Consider the following 17,356-nt stretch of genomic DNA (forward strand, 5'->3'; position numbering starts at 1 on the left):
ACCGGACACTCAACGTTGAATGTTAATGCTTCTAGTACCTTAAAGGCATCTATGGAGGTACAAAGTTGGTTGTTTTTTGAAAGTCTATAGACTCTATAAAAAAGAAATAATTCTCATTTATAGTGAGATTTAGGAGGGATGGTAACTAAAATTATGCACTCACTGTCAAACGAAAACGCTACCGCCCTTGGGTTACAGCTCCCAACATGCTGCTTTTAACCTGATTGTCCGTGCTGTTGGCCATCAGATCCTCCAGCTTCTTGTTTTGATTGATGTTTAACAATTTAGCAGCATTCCCTTGCCGTAGCAGCCGTCCGGAACCTGCATTGCTCACATCTAGGGCTTTTTGTGCCCCAAACCCGATCGCGGATCAGATTCTATCTTGTTTAACCCAAGAGTGAATAGTCACAAGGTGTGAAAGACCCTGAATAGGATAAGGATTAAACAGCATTCCCACTAACCTCAACTGACATCAGCATCACCGATGTTTCTACTCATAATCCTCTATTGAAACCTCTCGATGAAAAATAGAAACAACATATCTAGCATGTATGCTCTGATCGCTTCATTCTTGGGCATCAGCTTCCAAGAGATCAAGAGTGAGCTCTTCTGTTGATCCATTAACGTACCTTACTACCCCTCCACTGCGATCATAACGGTCGCATACTGCTGTCACCGTATGTAAATCGCTTCGTGTCACAGAGTTTTGGCATCTTATTAAACACTCTATTGAGGAGTTCAGTCTGGGATGATTCAGTCCCGATACAGCGGGGTCAGGTAGGATCCGGATTGACTCTCCCTCTTGTTGACCCTCTAATTGGCAGCCTGGACCCTCATCATCATGCATCTTATGAAAATCCTACTGGTTGAAGACGACAAGCTGCTCAATCACCACCTCTCCACCCTGTTGACCGAGGCCCAGAACCAGGTTTACAGCACGGACAATGCCCAGGTGGCGCAGCACTATGCGGCCGACTACCCCATCGATGTCGCCATCATCGATCTGGGCCTGCCTGACATGGATGGCCTTCAGCTCATCACCCGCCTGCGCGAGCAGCAGATCCCCTTTCCCATCATTGTGCTGACGGCCAGAGGCAACTGGCAGGACAAGGTGGAAGGACTGGAGGCCGGGGCGGACGACTACCTGGTCAAACCCTTCCAGAAGGACGAACTGCTGGCCCGTCTCAATGCGCTGGTACGCCGCAGCGCCGGCTTCATCTCCCCCAGAGTGAAGGCGGGTGACTACGAGCTGGATCTCTCCCGCAAGGAGCTGACCATCGCCGGCGAGGTCACCGTGCTGACCAGTTTCGAATATCTGATCCTGGAATACCTGATGCGAAATGCCCGTCAGGTGGTCTCCAAACAGCAGTTGCTGGATCAGCTCTATGGGGATGGTGAAGGGGATCCCAACACCATCGAGGTGATGGTGAGCCGGCTTCGCAAAAAACTGGATCCGGAAGGGAGCATCCAGCCCATCTCCACCATCCGCCGCCAGGGCTACATCTTCAACCTCGCCTGCAGCTGATGCGCCTTGCCATGTTGCATCCCCTGACCCTGATCCGCCGCTCCCTGCACCTCAAGCTGATGCTGAGTGCCATGCTGGTCATCGCGCTCATCATGGCCTTCTCCGTCTACATCCTCTACCTCGGCCATGCCGAGGAGCAGGCCCAGAAAGCCAGTGTCCGCATGCAGGAGAACCTCTCCAAGCTGTTCTCGTCCAAGCAGCCGGAGCCCCACGCCATGACGGATCTAGGCAAGCTCACCCCGGATGCCATCGATCCCAATCTCGATACCCTGATCTGCCGCGCCGACGGAGTGCTGAGCTGGTCCAGCCTCCACATGCCGGAGGTGGTCTCCATCAAGGAGACCATCTGCCGGGATCTGATGAGATACCTGGGGGGACTGGATCAGGACTATTTCTTCAAGCTGCATACCATCAAGAACGGCGAGAGCTACTTCATCTACAGCCTGCGTTTCCTGCGCAATCATGGCGCCGGCCCCACCACCTACTACGTGGTGATGGTCGATTCCGCCCGGCGCTATCAGGCCCAGACCCGCGATTACCTCTACCGCTGCATTCGCCAGGCGCTGCTCGCCTACTGTCTGCTGGGCGCTCTGTTGCTGCTCACCAGTTTCTGGAGCCTCTCTTCCCTGCGCACCATGGCGCGCCAGATTGACGAGATCCGCGCCGGTACGCGAGAGGCGCTGTCAAACGACTACGAGCGCGAGCTGACCCCCCTGACAAGCTCGGTCAACCAGTTGCTGGAGAACGAACGCCAGCAGACCCAGCGCTACCAGCACGCCCTCAACGATCTCGCCCACAGCCTGAAAACCCGGCTGGCGCTCATCCAGATCACCGCCCAGGAGCTCAAGCTCGGCCACGACATCCATGACAACATCAATGAACAGATCACCACCATGGATCAGATCATCCAGTACCAGTTGCGCCGCGCCGTCACCGGGCGAAAGCGCCTCGCGAGCAAGGGCACCGAACCGGTTCCCCTCATCGAGAAGCTGCTGGCCAGCCTCGCCAAGGTCTATCGCCACAAGAAGCTGCAGACCGGCTTCCAGTTTGACGACGATGTCTTCTTTCACGGCGAGCAGGGCGATCTGATGGAGCTGATGGGCAACCTGCTGGACAACGCCTGCAAATTCGCCATCAGCGAGATCCGGGTTCATGTCCGCCACCGGGAGAGGGGTCTGCTCATCGTGGTGGAAGACGACGGCCCCGGCATCGCCCCCGGCAAATCGCAGCAGATCTTCCAGCGCGGCGTGCGGGCTGACAGCTCCCCCGGCCAGGGGATTGGCCTCGCCGTGGTGACCGAAATCGTGCACAGCTACGGCGGCGAGATCCGGGTGGATGACTCCCCGCTCGGCGGCGCGAGATTCCACATCACCCTCCCCTGACAGCGCAGAGGCCAGTACCTGGCTTCTGCCGCATTCGGGCGTTGCCATCCCGGTGCTTTCCCTGTCTCACGCCTCACTCCTTATGCTTCGACCAGGCCAAGCACATGGCAGCGGGGCTGACGAGCTTGCACCCCCATCAGAAGCTGGCCTGCCGCTCCCCTCGGCCCCATGCTCGCGCAGAAACGACAGGCATAAAAAAACCGGCCGCGAGGGCCGGTAAAACAGTTCAGGCTTGTCAGGTGACAATGCGCACCCAGCGGATGAAGACCGGTTTCAATTCCCTATGAAGCCCCGTCCTCTTGAGTACGTAGGTTCACTTTACGCCCCGGTCACTGAATCGGGACTGAACCATGTCCACCCTGGCAACGCTCAGAGACGGATCCCGAGCGACTGGCGCAGATAGGCCCCTGCCCCGAGCAGCCCCGGCCCTTCATGGGTGATGAGGAAGACCGGAATGTCTTTGAGATAAGGCTTGAAGCGCCCCTTGTCCTCGAAGGCGACCCGAAAGCCCGATCCGATGAAGAACTCCTGGAAGCGCGGCACTATGCCACCGGCGATGTAGACACCACCGAAGGTGCCCATGTTGAGGGCTAGGTTGCCGGCAAAGCGGCCCATGAGCACGCAGAACAGGCTCAAGGTGCGACGGCAATCGAGGCAATCCCCCGCCAGCGCGCGCTCGGTGATGTCCTTGGGGGCAAAGGGTTCGGGCTCGCGGCCATCGGATTTGACCAGGCCGCGATAGAGATTGACGAGCCCGGGGCCCGAGAGGAAACGCTCCGCCGACACATGGCCCAGCTCGCCGCGCATCACCTGCAGCACCGCATCTTCCTCTTCCGTGTTGGCGGCGAAGTCCACGTGACCGCCCTCACCCGGCAGGCTCAGCCACTGCTCACCGGCCTGCACCAGGTGGGCAACGCCAAGGCCGGTCCCTGCGCCATAGATGGCGATGGGCTTGCCGGCGACTGGGGCCGCGCCCCCGAGCTGGATGCGATCGCTCTCGCCGAGCACGGGCACCGCCATGGAGACGGCAGTGAAATCGTTGATCACCTGCAGGCGTGCCAGGCCGAGGTTAGCCTGCATCTCGCGGATGGAGAACTCCCAGCTGTGGTTGGTCATGGCGACCCAGTCACCATTGATGGGACAGGCGATGGCGATGCACGCCTCGCCCACGGTGGCATCGTGCTCTTCGAGATAGAGGCGCACCACGGCCTCCAGGCTGGGATGGGCCAGCCCCGAATAGGTTTTTGCCTGGGAAATGGCGCCCGTCGCCAGTTCGCACAGGGCCAGCCGGGCATTGGTACCGCCAACGTCGCCCACCAGCGCATGGGTATGCTGCATAACAAACTCCTTCGTTACCGACTCGGGGCGGCCCTTACCGTCCCGACATTATTATTTGGCTGCAATACTACTCGAGCCCGCAGCCGGGCTGCGCGATTTATGCAGACAAGTGTGCGCCCGCTCACAGTGTTGTTGCTTTGCAACATTTGTAAGCGTTTTCAAGACGAAAATGGAAGTTTGCAACTAAAAACACGAAATAATTAGACATGAGTCATACTTTGCAGGGCCGAGATTAGTTCCGATAAGCGCTTGTCTTGTATAGTCATCGCGGAGACTGGAAACCTGCTTGAGCTGTGAATTTAGTGCACAGACACTGAAGTTAAATTACAAAAATGCCTGGTGGTAATGATGAATACCCTCGATAAAATTACGAACAATCTGGAAAGTTTCAGTAAATCAGAGCGTAAGGTGGCTGAAGTGATCCTGGCCTCACCCCAGACCGCCATTCACTCCAGCATTGCTACCCTGGCCAAGCTGGCCGATGTGAGCGAACCGACCGTCAACCGTTTCTGCCGTCGCCTCGATACCAAGGGTTTTCCCGATTTCAAGCTGCACCTGGCCCAGAGCCTGGCCAACGGCACCCCTTATGTGAACCGCCACGTGGAAGCGGAAGACGGCCCGGATACCTATACCGCCAAGATCTTCGAATCCACCATGGCCTGCCTCGATGCCGCCAAGAACAGCCTGGACATCTCGGCCATCAACCGCTGCGTCGATATTCTGACCCAGTCCAAGAAGATCAGCTTCTTTGGTCTGGGCGCCTCCTCCGCCGTGGCCCGGGATGCCCAGAACAAGTTCTTCCGCTTCAATATCCCCGTCGTGAGCTTCGATGACATCGTCATGATGCGCATGAGCTGCATCAACAGCAGCGAAGGGGACGTGGTGGTCCTCATCTCCCACACCGGCCGCACCAAGGCTCTGGTGGAAATTGCCGCGCTGGCCCGGGAAAACGATGCCACCGTCATCGGCATGACCGCCAAGGACTCTCCCCTGGCCCGCGAATGCAACCTGGTGCTCTCCATGGACGTGCCGGAAGACACCGACGTCTACATGCCCATGGCCTCGCGCATCGCCCAGCTCGCCCTGGTGGACGTGCTGGCCACCGGTTTCACCCTGCGCCGTGGCATGAAATTTCGCGAAAACCTGAAGAAAGTCAAAGAAGGTTTGCGCGAATCCCGCTTTGATACCCCGCACTCCTCCTGATCATTCGGGGGTCCGCCCCCGACTGTCTATGCCAACGGGCTTGGTGTAGTATCGAAATTCAATCAAACAAGGCCACCCAGATGGCCTGCCAGTTGGCGCCATGCCACATGCTTGACGGGGCAGTATTTCAAGTCATATCAACTTCACATTGGAGTCTTTCATGCCAAGACGTACAAAGATTGTTACCACACTCGGTCCGGCGACCGATCGCGACGGCATTCTCGAGGGGATCATTCGCGCCGGTGCCGACATGGTGCGGATGAACTTCTCCCACGGCACTCCTGAAGATCATATCCAGCGCGCCAACCAGGTGCGTGACATCGCCGCCAAGCTGGGCCGCCACGTGGCCATCATGGGCGATCTGCAAGGCCCCAAGATCCGCGTCTCCACCTTCAAGGATGGCAAGATCTACCTCGCCATCGGTGACAAGTTCATTCTCGATGCCGCCCTCGGCAAGGGCGAAGGCTGCCAGGAGCAGGTCGGCATCGACTACAAGAGCCTGCCGCAGGACGTGGTATCCGGTGACATCCTGCTGCTGGACGATGGCCGCGTGCAATTGAAGGTCGAGCAGGTCGAAGGCACCCGCATCCACACCACGGTGACCGTGGCCGGCCCTCTCTCCAACAACAAGGGCATCAACAAGAAAGGTGGCGGCCTCTCCGCACCGGCCCTGACCGAGAAAGACAAGGAAGACATCAAGACCGCCGCCCGCATGAACGTGGACTACTTGGCGGTCTCCTTCCCCCGCAGCGGCGATGATCTGCGCTACGCCCGCGAACTGGCCCGCGAAGCCGGCTCCAACGCCAAGATCGTGGCCAAGGTCGAGCGCGCCGAGACCGTCGCCAGCGACGAGGCGATGGAAGACATCATCCTCGGCTCCGATGCCGTCATGGTGGCCCGTGGCGATCTCGGCGTCGAAATCGGCGACCCCGAACTGGTGGGTGTGCAGAAGAAGCTCATTCGCCACTCCCGCCGCCTGAATCGCGTGGTCATCACCGCGACCCAGATGATGGAGTCCATGATCAACGCGCCGCTCCCGACCCGTGCCGAAGTCATGGACGTGGCCAACGCCGTGCTGGACGGTACCGATGCGGTGATGCTCTCCGCCGAGACCGCCGCCGGCCAGTTCCCCATCGAGACCGTGACCTCCATGGCCAGCGTCTGTGTGGGCGCCGAGAAGCACCCGAGCCTGAACGTCTCCAACCACCGCATGAGCTACACCTTCACCTCGGTGGAAGAGGCGGTGGCCATGTCCACCATGTATGCGGCCAACCACCTGGAAGGGGTCAAGGCGATCGTGGCGCTGACCGAATCGGGCACCACCCCGCTGCTGATGTCCCGCATCAGCTCCGGCCTGCCCATCTTCGCCATGTCTCCTCACAACAAGACCCTGGCCTGGGCCAACCTCTACCGCGGCGTCACCCCCGTGCTGTTTGATGGCGACGAGACCAAGCCGGTCTACGAGGTGTGCCGCGACGCGCTGGACGTGCTCAAGGCCAAGGGACTGCTGCAAAGCGGCGACATGGTATTGCTCACCCACGGCGACAAGATGGAGACCGTCGGCAGCACCAACACCTGCAAGGTGATGATGGTCGAGTAATCGCCCCTCCTCCCTGCAACAAAGACGGCTCCCGCGGGAGCCGTTTTTTATGGGATCTGCCCAGGTTCAACCGCGAAACAGCTCCACCTTGTCCCCATCCTGCAGGCTGCCGGCGCCGCGCACCACCACCTTGTCTCCCTGCTTGAGAGCGCCGCTCACCGCCACTGACCGGCTGTCCCCAAAGAGCACGGTGACCGGCACCCGGTTCACCGTGAGCGCCTCGCCGCGCTGCTCCACCTGATAGACCACGCTTCCCTCGGTGCCGAGCACCAGGGCATCCCGTGGCAGCAGCATGGTGTGCTGCTCTCCCATCGGCAGCGCCACCCGCACCGGCGAGCCGATGATGAACGTGCCCGCTTCCGGCTTGAGGCGCAGCTCGATGAGCCGGGACTTGGGATCGGCGCTCGCCGCCCGCTGGTAATAGATGGCGTGGCTGCTGAGCTGCTCCCCTTCCACCCGCAACCGGGTCTGGGTGACCAGTTGCCGGGCCCAGGCGATAGGCGCACGCAACCGGATGTCCGGCTGGTCCGGATTGACCAGCTCAAGCGCCTGTTCGCCCGCATCCACATGCTCCCCCGGCTGGATGAAGTGTTCATTCACCACTCCGTCAAACGGGGCAAAGATGCGGCTTCTGCGCAGCTGCTCCTCAATCTGGCGCACCTGCACCCGCGCCAGCTGCTCGGCCAGCTCAGCCTGCTCCACGTCATAGCGCGCCTTGTCATACTGGCTCTGGGAGGCACTCTTTTGCTGGTGCAAACGATCCAGGCGCTGGAACTCGGCGCGAGCGTAACGCAGGTTGCTCCCCTCTCTGGCTTGTTCCGCCCTCGCCTGCTCCAGCGAGAGGCGCAGAGTCGCGCTGTCCAGGCGCAGCAACTCGTCCCCCGCCTTCACCCGGCTGCCAAACTCGGCTATCCACTCCACCCGGCCGCTCACTTCGGCGCTGAGCGCCGCCTGCTGGCGGCTCGCCACCGTGCCGCTGACCCAGATGCTGGCCCCCGCCTCTCCCTGGGCCACCTCCGCCAGCGTCACCATCTTGCTTTGTGCAAGCGCAGGCAGCCCGCCAGCCAGCAGCAGAGCCCCCACCACTATCCTTGTGAAACCTTGTGTCATCGATGAGCTCCTTGCTCAGGCACGCTGCCGAAGGGCGTGCGGTATGTCGGTCTGCTCCCCCAACCGCAGGAAGGCGGGCAACAGGATCAGGGTGAAGAGGGTGCTGCAACTCATGCCGCCGACGATGACGGTGGCCAGCCCCCGGTAGATTTCGCTCCCCTCGCTCGGACTCAGCATCAGGGGCAGCATGCCGAAGATGCTGGTGAGGCTGGTCATGGCGATGGGACGCATCCGGCTTTGCAGGGCATCGGTGACTGCCGACTGTCGGCTCATCCCCTCCCGCTCGGCCATCCTGGTCTGGTGTACCAGCAGAATGGCGTTGTTGACCACCAACCCGAGCAGGATGACGAAGCCGATGATGGTGAGCAAGTCCATCGGCAGCGGCGCCACCAGACCGCTCAGGTGCAACGCCAGCACGCCGCCTACGGTGGCGAGCGGCAAGGTGAGCAATACCAGCACGGCATCCTTGAGGGAGGCGAAGACCCCCCACAGCAGAATCAGCAGTATCATCACGGCGAACAGGAAGATGCTGCCGAGGTTGCCGAGCGCCTGTTGCAGGCTGTCGGCATTGCCGGCGACCCGCAGCTCCCCCCCGGCAGGCAGCAACGGCCGGATGGCGGCAAAGCTCTTGTGCTGCAGGGTGTCGAGCACCTGCTCCATGCTCATCCCCGCAGGGGGCGAAATCTGCAGGCTGATGCTGCGCCGTCCATCGGATCGGAAGATGCTCTCAGGCCCGAGTTGCGGCTCCACCCGCAGCAGTTCCCCAAGGGGAACGATGCGCCCGGACGGGGTAGCAAGCGGCACCGCCTTGAGCTCGTCCGGGTTGGCTGAGGCCTGCCCCATCAGCAGGATGTCGAGCCGCTCATCCCCGTCGAAATATTCGCCGACCCGCAGACCATCGCCGAAGGTCTGGATGATGGCGGGCATGGGGGAGCGATCCCAGCCCACCTCGGCCAGGCGCCTGTCCTGGGGCACCAGCCGAAGCTCGGGAGCGGTGAAATCGAGTCCAGGTTCTGGCCTGACCTGGGCGCCGGGCAAGTCCCGCTGCACTATGGTCATGCTCTCCCTGGCCGCCTGATAGAGTTCGGGCAGCCCGCCCCCCTGGATCAGCAGGGAGATGCTGTTTTCACTGTCAAAACCGCCAAACAGGGACCCCTGACCGCCAAATACCCGGGTGTCGGGAATGCCCACCAGCAATTGCTTCATCAAGAGCTGCTCCAGCGCCTTGATCTGGTTATCCTCCTTTGGCCGCACCCCGATCTGGGCACCGCCCGGGTAGCGCAGGATGTAGTAGTTCTTGAGGACAGGCTCCTTCTCCCCTTTCATATAGGGGTCGAGGCGGGCAATCAGGGTATCGATCACCTCCTCCCGCTGGGCCTTGAGATTGACCCCGGGGGTGAAACTCATCCAGACGTCGATGGCGTCCCGCTTCACATCCGGCAGGTAGTTCATCTTGGGCAACATCAACCAGCTCACCAGCACAGGCCCCGTCATCATCAGGACGATGATGGCCCAGCGCCTGGGGGCGGTGGCAGTCCAGCGGATCACATGGCGGGTGGCGCGGCACCACAGGCGCTCAAAGGGATCAATCAGCCGCTCGTGCCCCATCCAGCGCGCCGCCACCGCAGGCAACACAGTCACCGCCACCACCATGGAGACGGTCACGGCGCAGGCGATGGTGAGCGCAAGATCGGCAAACAACTGCCCTTCCACGTCGTTGAGCAGGAGCACCGGCAGGAAGATGGCGACCGTGGTCAGGGTGGACGCCACCAGAGCGGTCCACACCCGGCGGGTGCCCGCCAGCGCCGCCTCTCCCTTGCTGATGTCACCCCGCTCATGGCGCCGGTAGATGCTCTCCAGCACCACGATGGCGGCGTCGAGCACCATGCCGACCGCAAACGCAATGCCCGCAAGGGAGATGATATTGAGGGTCCGCCCCATCACCTTGAGCAGGCAGAAGGTGAGCATGATGCTGATGGGGATGGCGATCGCGATCATCAGGGTCGCCTTGAGCTGGCGCAGAAAGACCCAGAGGATGGCGCAGGAGAGCAGCACCCCGAGCCCCAGGTTGGCGGTCACCATGCTCACCGCCCGGTTGATGTAGAGGGAAGCGTCAAACGACTGCTCCATGTGCAGGCCAACCGGCTCCAGCACCTCCCGGTTGAGCTCCCCGACCTTGGCCTTGATCCCCTCGAGCGCCGCCAGGGCATTGGCACCGCTCTCCTTGAAGATCTGCGCCGCGATGGCGGTGTTGCCGTTCTGGATGCGCAGCACCGGGTTCTCCTCCCGGGCCACTCTGATCTCGGCAACGTCCCGCAGATAGATGGGCAGGCCGTCACGCCAGTCCACCACCTTGTCCCCGAGGGCCGCCACGTCATAGCGACCGGCAAAGCGCAGCTTGTACTCCCAGCGTCCGATGTCGAGGGTGCCGGCCGACACATCCCAGCCCGTCGTTGCCCGGCTGGCGAGCACCGGGATCTCCACCCCCAGCTCAGCGGCGCGGTAAGGGTCGAAACGGATCTGGATCTGGCGCTCGTTGATCCCCTCGATGTCGACCGTGGACACCCCGGGGATCCGCTCCAGCTCGGGCTTGACCCGCGCCTCGATCAGCGCCTGGTGATCGTCTATCTCCCCCTTGGCGCCGGGCAGCTGCTGGATGAAGAAGAAGGTCAGGGTGTCGTTGCTGCTGTAGTTGTTGACGTAAGGGCCACCGATGTTGTCCGGCAGCCCCGAGACCCGGTTCAGGCGGGAGATGACGTCAAGCTGGGCCCGCTGCATGTCGGTGCCGAGGGCAAACTCCATGTCGATTTCAGTGAAGCCGGGGTAGCTGTTGCTGCTGAGACTCTTGAGCCCCTGTACCCCCTGCATCTCCTGCTCGATGGGATCGGTTATCTCCGACTCCATCTCCTGGGGCGAGGCCGAGCGCCAGTCCACCGTGATGTTGAGGTGAGGACGGTCTATGTCGGGAAACAGCTGGACGGGCAGTCCCCGGATGCTGAGCAGGCCCAGCAAAAAAATCAGCACGACCGAGACCGCCACCCAGATGGGGCGTTCGATCGCCATTTTGGCGAGGTTCATTCACTCTTCCTGAGTTGTTGTTATCGGCCATTCCGATGGCCTTGCTTCCTGCCCCAAGGGTGGGGGCCATTGCATTAAACTGGAATTAATCGACCTTGTAAATGCCTGGTTAAACAACAAAAAAACCGGCCACTAGGGCCGGTTGTCGGTTTATGCTCGGGGTCAGGCTGCATGCTCGACCGGGTTCGGTTGAGACAATCCTTCCAGCTCGCCAGGAGCGAAGTTGTCCACCTGGATAGCCTCGTAGCGCAGGGCATCGGCGGCCAGCAGCTTGTCCGCCTCCTCCTTGCCGAGGATGGACTGGGACAGGGCCGCAGCCACCAGCTCAGGCAGCGCCAGCTTGCGGGGCAGTCTGCCCTCTTTCTGGGCCTGCACCAGCTTCTTCTCGATGGGCTGCACCGAGACCATGGCCTGGAAGGCACGCTCCATCAGCCCCACCGGATCCGCCTCGTCCTTGCCCACGTAACAGAGCGCGGTCAGACGATCCCGGAACTCGCCCGGCGTCATCATGGCCAGGCAGATGGCATGGCAGCGATCGTCCGCCGGCATCTTGTAACCGACGCCGAACGGGAACACCACCCGCTTGAGTACGGCACCCACCACCTTGTTCGGGAAGTTCTGGAAGAAGCCCTCGAACGCCTTGCCAATCAGGTAGAGGTTGCGCTCCACCGCGTACTGCACGAACGGCAGGTCAGAGACCATGCGGCCCTGATCCTCGTAATGCTTGAGGGTGGCGGAGGCCAGGTAGAGGTGGCTCAGCACGTCACCCAGACGGGCGGAGATCATCTCCTTGCGCTTGAGATCCCCGCCCAGCATCAGCATGGAGACGTCGGCGCACAGGGCCAGCCCCTTGCTCATGCGGGAGAGCTGCTTGTAGTAGCGGGCGGTTTCGCCAGCTACCGGCGCGCTGTTGAACTGGCCCAGGGTCAGCCCCTGGAACAGGGCACCGAAGAAGTTGCCGGTACCGAAGGCGATGTGCTTCATCAACAGGGCGTCAAACTTCTCGAGACCGCGCTCCACATCGGTGTCGGCCGCCGCTTCCAGCTCGGCAAACACATACGGATGGCAGCGGGTGGCCCCTTGCCCGAAGATCATCAGGTTGCGGGTCAGGATGTTGGCCCCTTCCACCGTGATGGCTACCGGAATGCCCATGTAGGCGTAGCCGGTGTAGTTTTTCGGGCCCAGCTGGATGGCGCGACCGGCATGGATGTCCATGGAGTCATCCATCACCTGGCGGGCCATCTCGGTCATGTGGTACTTGGAAATCGCAGTGACGATGGCCGGTGCCTGACCCAAGTCCAGGGAACCTGCGGTCATGCGACGAGCGCCTTCGAGCTGATAGGTGAGGCCGCCAATGCGGGCCAGCGCCTCTTGCACCCCTTCAAACTTGCCGATGGACATGCCGAACTGCTTGCGCACATAGGAGTAGGCGCCCACGGTGCGGCTCGCCATGTGACCGCAGGCGGTGCCAAGGGCCGGCAGCGAGATGCCGCGACCGGCGGAGAGGCACTCCACCAGCATGCGCCAGCCGCGGCCGGCGTAATCCGGGCCACCGATGATCCAGTCGAGCGGAATGAACACATCCTTGCCGAAGGTCGGGCCATTCAGGAACGCCAACCCCATGGGGTAGTGGCGATCGCCGACGCGCACGCCAGGGTGACTGGTCGGGATCAGCGCACAGGTGATGCCGATCTCTTCCTTGTCACCCAGCAGTTTTTCCGGGTCATAGAGCTTGAACGCCAGCCCCAGCACGGTGGCGCGCGGCGCCAGGGTGATGTAGCGCTTGTTCCAGTTCAGGCGAATGCCCAGCACCTCTTCACCCTTGTGCATCCCCTTGCAGATTATCCCCTTGTCAGGAATGGCGCCCGCATCGGAGCCTGCTTCCGGCCCGGTCAGGGCGAAGCAGGGCACCTCTTTGCCATTGGCCAGCCCCGGCAGCCAGAAATCTTTCTGGGCCTGGGTGCCGTAGTGCATCAGCAGCTCGCCCGGGCCGAGGGAGTTCGGCACCATGACGGTGACCGCGACGCTCAGGCTCTTGGTGGCGATGCGGGTGACGATGGTGGAGTTGGCAATCGCCGAGAATTCGCGGCCGCCGTAGGATTTCGGGATGATCAGGGAGAAGAAGCCTTCCTTCTTCAGATAGTCCCAGACCGGCTCCGGCAGGTCTTTGGTTTCGTTGACGATCTTGAAGTCATCAACCATGGCGAGCAGGGTTTCGACCTGATTGTCGATAAAGGCCTGCTCTTCTGCGCTCAGCTCGGCCTTGCCGTAGCCGTGCAGTTTCTTCCAGTCCGGGTTACCGCGAAACAGCTCCCCGTCCCACCAGACGGAGCCGGCCTCCATGGCCTCCCGCTCGGTGGCCGACAGGGGCGGCAGTATCTTCTTGAAGATGCCGAACACGGGGCGGGTCACCACCTTTTTACGGATGGCGGGGACACCGAGCACCACGGCTATCGCCAGCACCAGCAGGACAAGCAATGTGATCATACCGAAGTTCCTTCTATTTCACTGTTTCCGTTGATTATTGTTAGGTGTTACACGGCCAGGGAGAGCCTGGTCGACTCCACGGGCGCCCCGACACCGGACGCCAGATAAGGAATGACGTTGCGCACCAGCCCTTCCACATCGAGCTGCTGGCCAAAATCGGCCTGGGCGATGTCACGCAGGGCATCCGCAGAGGCCATGGTGAAGACGACGGTGCCCAGGGTGAAGTGCAGGCGCCAGAAGAGATCCGCTGGCGACAAATCCGGATTGGCCTTGGAGATGGCCTGGGTGATCCCGTGCAGGGTCGCCCCATAATGGGTGGTAATAAAGCGGCGCAGGTGACCCTGACTGTCGATATAGCCGCGCCCCAGCAACTGCATGAAGAGCGCCGGGCCATTCGCCCTGACGGCCGACAGTTTCATCAGGGGTTCGACAAAGCTCTCGAACACCTGCAACAGGGTCAACTGATCCTGCGCCATCAACGTCTGCAACCGCCCGTCCAGTGCCGGCATGAAGAGGCTCAGATAACGGTCGAGCACCGCCTGGATAAGCTCCTTCTTGGAGCCGAAGTGATAATTGACCGAAGCCAGGTTCACATCGGCCTCGCTGGTGATCAGACGCAACGAGGTATCGGCGAACCCCCGCTCGGCAAACAGCACCTCGGCGGCATCGAGAATACGGTTCTTGGTATCGATTTTACTCACTGGACACCTCACTTAAACGAATGTTTAAAAATTACGTTTCACGCCCACCCATGTCAAGAGAATGTGAACAGGTGTTGGCTAAATGTTTTTAATCAAAAAAGAGGGAAGATGGCGGGAACTTCGCAGCGAGACGGCACTCTATATCTATGCCACTGCAATTAAACATTAAGTCTCGCCCAACCTGCATCATGCTAGTTGGGCATTTTTTTGTCCTGCCGCTACCCGAGGCGCCGACAGAGAACCAAAAAAAACCGTCGCAGGGGCGACGGCGGGGAAAACGGGTCTGACCATCCAGTGTCGACCCATCGATGGGTGTTCAGGCTTGCATCGATGTCGCTATCCTCGCAGTGAAACGTCATCAGACTTTGTCAGCACAGACCCAAATTGTGACAAAGTATGGCAACCAGCCACATGGCCCGGCTTCGCCAATCTTGCTATGCTGTCGCCTCATGCCAGAGGGGAGAGAAGATGAAGTATACGGTCGATACCCACACGCACACCGTCGCCAGCACCCACGCCTACAGCACCATTCACGATTACCTGCCCATCGCCAAAGCCAAGGGGATCAAGCTGTTCGCCATCACGGACCATGGCCCGGACATGGCAGATGCTCCGCATTACTGGCATTTCGTCAATCTGCACGTGTTGCCCAGGGTCGTGGACGGGGTCGGCATCCTGCGCGGCATCGAAGCCAACATCAAGAACATCGACGGTGAAATAGACTTCCCCGAGCGCTACGAATCGCGGCTCGACATGATCATGGCGGGCTTTCACGAACCGGTGTTTCCCCCCTGCGATCAGGCGACCCATACCCAGGCCATGATCAACGCCATTCGAAGTGGTCGGGTCGACATGATAAGCCACCCCGGCAACCCCGCCTTCCCTATCGATATCCAGGCGGTGGTCAAGGCAGCGGCTGAGTATCGAGTGGCGCTGGAGCTCAACAACTCCTCGTTCAGTCACTCCCGTGCAGGTAGTGAAAGCAACTGCCGCGCCATCGTCGAGGCAGCGCGCGATCTGGGTGCCTACCTCACTTTCGGCTCCGACTCCCACGTGGCATTCAGCCTCGGCGACTTTGATCACTGCCATCGGCTGGTCACCGAAGCCAATTTCCCACATGAGCGGATCCTGGCCCGCACCCCCCGCGCACTGCTCGATTTTCTCGAGAGCCGCGGCCGTGCTCACATCCCGGAGTTCGTTGACCTCTGATATGCCTTAACATCATGAGCCAACTCATAAAATCGAGTTGGCTCAATTGACTTGTCCGGCTTTTTTCACGACTCTGAACATCAAACCGCCGGTATAGCTCAGTTGGTAGAGCAGCGCATTCGTAATGCGAAGGTCGTAGGTTCGACTCCTATTACCGGCACCAGACAGACGAAGGGTTGGCCTCAGTGCGAGGCCAACCCTTCGTGCTGTTTGTCTCGGGTCTCTGGCCAAGACGCCGGTGTGACTGCGCCAGAACCCCCTCCCCCTCCAGGACACCGCCATCCGCGACGGCCCTGTTTATCATTCAGAGCCTGATGCACCAACCTGGCCCCACCGACAGAGAGGGCTGCCAGGCAGCCACGTCTCGGCTGCACCTGGGCAAGCATCGTTATCCCGGGGCGCCTCAGCGCTGGGCATAGATCTGGTCGAACACCCCGCCCTCCTTGAAGTGAGTGCGCTGGATCACAGGCCACGCTCCGAAGGTCTTCACCACGTCGAGGAAGGTGGCGTTCGGGAAACGGTCTGCAAACTCGGCGAGGATCGCCGGGTTGCGCGGGCGTAGATAGTTGCTGGCAGCAATGCGTTGGCCTTCGTCAGACCAGAGATAGGCCAGATAGGCTTCGGCCTCCTTGCGGGTACCCTGCTTGTCGACCACCTTGTCTACCACTGACACCGGCAGTTCGGCCACGGCAGTGACGCTCGGATAGACCACCTCGAAGCTGCCACGGCCGAACTCCCGGGCAATCATCTCGGCTTCGTTTTCGAACGTGACAAGCACGTCCCCTATGCGGTTCTGGATGAAGGTGGTGGTGGCGGCGCGGCCGCCGGTGTCGAGCACGGGAACCTGCGTGAACAGCTTCCCGACAAATGCCCTGGCCGCATCTTCATCGCCCCCCTGCTCCAGCACATACCCCCAGGCAGACAGATAGGTGTAGCGGCCGTTCCCCGAGGTCTTGGGGTTGGGCACGATGACCTGTACCCCTCCTTGAGCAGATCAGGCCAATCCTTCAACCCCTTGGGGTTGCCCTTTCGCACGATGAACACGGTGGCCGAGGTGAAGGGGGCGCTGTGATCCGGCAGGCGATCCGCCCACCCCTTGGGCACCAGGCCCCCATGCTCGGCGAGGGCGTTGATGTCGGTGGCCATGTTCATGCTGATGACATCGGCGGGCAGGCCGTCGATGACGGCGCGCGCCTGCTTGCTCGATCCGCCGTGGGACATGTTGATCTGCAGTGGCTCCCCGCCTTCGGCCTGCCAGTGCTTCAGGAAGGCTCCGTTGTACTCCTTGTAAAAATCGCGCATCACGTCATAGGAGGCGTTGAGCAGGGTGGTCGCCTGGGCCAGCGGGGCGAGAGCCAGTCCTGCAACAAGCAGGGTGGCGGGCACGAGTCGTTTCATTTCACATCCTTGGAATGAGGGGCGAGTGACTGACTATAAGAGCCGACCATTTATTCTTTGAAAGAATAATTACTGCTCAGCTTATGCGATAAATGGCATCTCCTGGGTCCGGCGCAACGGATGACGGCGATGAGGTAGTCACCTCCAGGCGGGCCATGATGGCTGCTGAGGACGGCGCCCATGAGCGTGGGGCACCTCCTGCCCGCTCCCTGCCCCGGGCAGGGAGCGCCGTTGTCACCTGCCTCGATTTGGCTTCTCGACATGACAGATAAAAAACGGGGCGAACCTAGTGGTTCACCCCTGATGCTTTTTACGTCAACCCCGA

At 60.9% G+C, this 17,356-nt stretch carries 10 protein-coding genes, 1 tRNA gene and 1 pseudogene; 6 read left to right on the forward strand and 6 right to left on the reverse strand.

From position 1 onward, the window contains the following. The first annotated feature begins 850 nt into the window (after positions 1-850). Together AB5Y54_RS10190 and AB5Y54_RS10195 are read left to right on the forward strand one after the other, a co-directional pair. Positions 851-1,525 carry a response regulator gene (locus AB5Y54_RS10190; RefSeq protein ID WP_162540546.1) on the forward strand — a complete coding sequence of 225 codons (675 nt, stop codon included), beginning with the start codon at positions 851-853 and terminating at the stop codon, positions 1,523-1,525. After that, positions 1,525-2,907 carry an ATP-binding protein gene (locus tag AB5Y54_RS10195; protein WP_190285548.1) on the forward strand — a complete coding sequence of 461 codons (1,383 nt, stop codon included), beginning with the start codon at positions 1,525-1,527 and terminating at the stop codon, positions 2,905-2,907. Before AB5Y54_RS10190 ends, AB5Y54_RS10195 begins: the two co-directional genes overlap by 1 nt. A gap of 369 nt (positions 2,908-3,276) precedes the next feature. On the opposite strand, the gene glk is transcribed toward AB5Y54_RS10195, so the two are convergent. Next, positions 3,277-4,245 carry a glucokinase gene (gene glk, locus AB5Y54_RS10200; protein ID WP_039041241.1) on the reverse strand — a complete coding sequence of 323 codons (969 nt, stop codon included), beginning with the start codon at positions 4,243-4,245 and terminating at the stop codon, positions 3,277-3,279. Between the two features lie 348 nt (positions 4,246-4,593). Here glk and AB5Y54_RS10205 point away from each other — a divergent pair, with 348 nt between their 5' ends. After that, the gene (locus tag AB5Y54_RS10205) at positions 4,594-5,448 is read left to right on the forward strand and encodes a MurR/RpiR family transcriptional regulator (protein ID WP_029314760.1); all 855 of its coding nucleotides are present in this window, start codon (positions 4,594-4,596) and stop codon (positions 5,446-5,448) included. 160 nt (positions 5,449-5,608) lie between these two features. Next, positions 5,609-7,048: a pyruvate kinase gene (gene pyk / locus AB5Y54_RS10210; RefSeq protein WP_041214849.1), complete on the forward strand. Its 1,440-nt coding sequence runs from the start codon at positions 5,609-5,611 to the stop codon at positions 7,046-7,048. 66 nt (positions 7,049-7,114) lie between these two features. Here the strand turns inward: pyk and AB5Y54_RS10215 are convergent, their stop codons facing one another. From AB5Y54_RS10215 to AB5Y54_RS10230, 4 genes are all read right to left on the reverse strand, one after another. Then, positions 7,115-8,158: an efflux RND transporter periplasmic adaptor subunit gene (locus AB5Y54_RS10215; protein WP_043155082.1), complete on the reverse strand. Its 1,044-nt coding sequence runs from the start codon at positions 8,156-8,158 to the stop codon at positions 7,115-7,117. Between the two features lie 15 nt (positions 8,159-8,173). Beyond that, positions 8,174-11,236, reverse strand: a complete 3,063-nt coding sequence (locus tag AB5Y54_RS10220) for an efflux RND transporter permease subunit (protein ID WP_368153637.1) — start codon at positions 11,234-11,236, stop codon at positions 8,174-8,176. Between the two features lie 162 nt (positions 11,237-11,398). After that, entirely contained in the window at positions 11,399-13,723 is a 2,325-nt protein-coding gene (locus tag AB5Y54_RS10225) for an acyl-CoA dehydrogenase (RefSeq protein ID WP_368153640.1), read from the reverse strand. A gap of 47 nt (positions 13,724-13,770) precedes the next feature. Then, entirely contained in the window at positions 13,771-14,424 is a 654-nt protein-coding gene (locus AB5Y54_RS10230; RefSeq protein ID WP_005324182.1) for a TetR/AcrR family transcriptional regulator, read from the reverse strand. A gap of 468 nt (positions 14,425-14,892) precedes the next feature. On the opposite strand from AB5Y54_RS10230, the gene AB5Y54_RS10235 reads away from it, so the two are divergent. Together AB5Y54_RS10235 and AB5Y54_RS10240 are read left to right on the forward strand one after the other, a co-directional pair. After that, the gene (locus AB5Y54_RS10235) at positions 14,893-15,633 is read left to right on the forward strand and encodes a phosphatase (RefSeq protein ID WP_368153643.1); all 741 of its coding nucleotides are present in this window, start codon (positions 14,893-14,895) and stop codon (positions 15,631-15,633) included. Between the two features lie 87 nt (positions 15,634-15,720). After that, positions 15,721-15,796: transfer RNA gene (locus AB5Y54_RS10240), tRNA-Thr, on the forward strand. 240 nt (positions 15,797-16,036) lie between these two features. Here the strand turns inward: AB5Y54_RS10240 and AB5Y54_RS10245 are convergent. Further along, a pseudogene (locus AB5Y54_RS10245) lies at positions 16,037-17,031 on the reverse strand (sulfate ABC transporter substrate-binding protein). Positions 17,032-17,356 lie beyond the last annotated feature (325 nt).

Origin of the sequence: Aeromonas sp. s9 (assembly GCF_040907765.1) — a bacterium.
GTDB lineage: Bacteria > Pseudomonadota > Gammaproteobacteria > Enterobacterales > Aeromonadaceae > Aeromonas > Aeromonas caviae.

Coding starts and splice junctions, on each gene's coding strand:
- AB5Y54_RS10195 (WP_190285548.1), top strand. CDS start 1,525: ATGCGCCTTGCCATGTTGCATCCCCTGACCCTGATCCGCCGCTCCCTG.
- AB5Y54_RS10205 (WP_029314760.1), top strand. CDS start 4,594: ATGAATACCCTCGATAAAATTACGAACAATCTGGAAAGTTTCAGTAAA.
- AB5Y54_RS10215 (WP_043155082.1), bottom strand. CDS start 8,158: ATGACACAAGGTTTCACAAGGATAGTGGTGGGGGCTCTGCTGCTGGCT.
- AB5Y54_RS10190 (WP_162540546.1), top strand. CDS start 851: ATGAAAATCCTACTGGTTGAAGACGACAAGCTGCTCAATCACCACCTC.
- AB5Y54_RS10220 (WP_368153637.1), bottom strand. CDS start 11,236: ATGAACCTCGCCAAAATGGCGATCGAACGCCCCATCTGGGTGGCGGTC.
- glk (WP_039041241.1), bottom strand. CDS start 4,245: ATGCAGCATACCCATGCGCTGGTGGGCGACGTTGGCGGTACCAATGCC.
- pyk (WP_041214849.1), top strand. CDS start 5,609: ATGCCAAGACGTACAAAGATTGTTACCACACTCGGTCCGGCGACCGAT.
- AB5Y54_RS10235 (WP_368153643.1), top strand. CDS start 14,893: ATGAAGTATACGGTCGATACCCACACGCACACCGTCGCCAGCACCCAC.
- AB5Y54_RS10225 (WP_368153640.1), bottom strand. CDS start 13,723: ATGATCACATTGCTTGTCCTGCTGGTGCTGGCGATAGCCGTGGTGCTC.